This window comes from Mesorhizobium sp. M7A.F.Ca.CA.001.10.2.1, assembly GCF_003998575.1.
In the GTDB taxonomy this organism is placed as follows: domain Bacteria; phylum Pseudomonadota; class Alphaproteobacteria; order Rhizobiales; family Rhizobiaceae; genus Mesorhizobium.
Window position 1 is genome coordinate 1 of the sequence record NZ_RZQY01001085.1, and the last position, 1161, is coordinate 1161.

4 protein-coding genes are annotated in these 1161 nt (G+C 63.0%); 2 read left to right on the top strand and 2 right to left on the bottom strand.

Annotated elements, in window-relative coordinates:
• Both EN964_RS35250 and EN964_RS35255 read left to right on the top strand, forming a co-directional pair.
• Positions 1–390: DUF1772 domain-containing protein (locus EN964_RS35250; RefSeq protein WP_127277499.1), on the top strand; the 390-nt coding region annotated here is incomplete at its 5' end.
• Between the two features lie 21 nt (positions 391–411).
• Positions 412–561 (top strand): hypothetical protein, encoded by a 150-nt coding sequence (locus EN964_RS35255; protein WP_127269209.1) that lies wholly within the window; start codon positions 412–414, stop codon positions 559–561.
• A gap of 18 nt (positions 562–579) precedes the next feature.
• Here EN964_RS35255 and EN964_RS35260 read toward each other — a convergent pair whose 3' ends face one another.
• Together EN964_RS35260 and EN964_RS35265 are read right to left on the bottom strand one after the other, a co-directional pair.
• Positions 580–897 (bottom strand): SelT/SelW/SelH family protein, encoded by a 318-nt coding sequence (locus tag EN964_RS35260; protein WP_164748661.1) that lies wholly within the window; start codon positions 895–897, stop codon positions 580–582.
• 17 nt (positions 898–914) lie between these two features.
• Positions 915–1161: YebC/PmpR family DNA-binding transcriptional regulator (locus tag EN964_RS35265; protein ID WP_206528823.1), on the bottom strand; the 247-nt coding region annotated here is incomplete at its 5' end.

Genomic DNA, 1161 nt, shown 5'->3' on the forward strand with positions numbered 1-1161 from the left:
GTCATGCCGGGTCTCGCCCGCATGCCCGCTGCCGGCGGTATCGCCGCGATGAATTCGATCAATGTCACCGCGGTGACGCCGCTGTTCATGACCGCCCTGTTCGGCACGGCGCTTGTCTGCGTCCTTGTCGCCATCGGCGCGGTGATGGGCTGGAGCCAGTCGGGTTCGCTCTGGCTGCTTGCCGGCAGCCTGCTGTATCTCATCGGCATCGTGGTGGTGACGATGATCTTCAACGTCCCGCTGAACGATGCGCTCGCCGCCGTCGATCCGGCCAGCAGCAATGGCGCAAGCCTGTGGTCGCGCTACCTCAATGAATGGGTGATGTGGAACCATGTCCGCACCATCAGCGGCATAGCCGCGCTGGCATCCTTCTGGTTCGCCACGCGTTGACGACGATGGATGGAGCGACCGATGAAGGATCAATACGCAAATATGGCCTTCGGCATGGCCATCGGAGTTGGTGTCGGTGCCGCGATCGGCACCGCTCTGGATGATCTGCCGATGGGCGTTGCCGTGGGTATTGCGATTGGCGCCGCCGTCGGTGCGTGGCGACGCAAGTGACGGCAGCGCTCGCGACCCCTATGCCTTTGTCTTCCGATCGGAATGGCCGAGGTCGCGGTCCGGATCAATGACATCGCGGACCAGTTGCTTCAGTTTGGCCGCGTCCGGAAAGCCGCCGTCGCGCTTGCGATCCCAGACAAGCACGTCATTGCAGGAAATGGTGAAGATGCCGCCGGTGCCGGGCACCAGCGTCACTTCGCCAAGGTCCGTGCCGAAGGTCGACAGCAGCTCCTGCGCCATCCAGCCGGCGCGCAGCAGCCACTGACACTGCGTGCAATAGGTGATGCGGATGACCGGCAACGGCTTTTCGCTCGTGGCGGGTATAGCTCCGCTCATTTCGGACTGAGCTTCGCTCATGCCGCGCTGAGCTTGGCCATGGTCTCGTCGTCGACTTCGAAGTTGGCGTAGACGCTCTGCACGTCGTCGTCATCCTCGAGCGTGGCGACCAGCTTCATCAGCGACTGTGCCCGCTCCTCATCGACCGGAACGTTGTTTTGCGGCCGCCAGATCGGCTTGACCGATTCAGCCTCGCCGAGCGCGCCTTCCAGCGCCTTCGACACTTCGCCCATGTTCTCAAAGCCGCAATAGATGGTGTGGCCT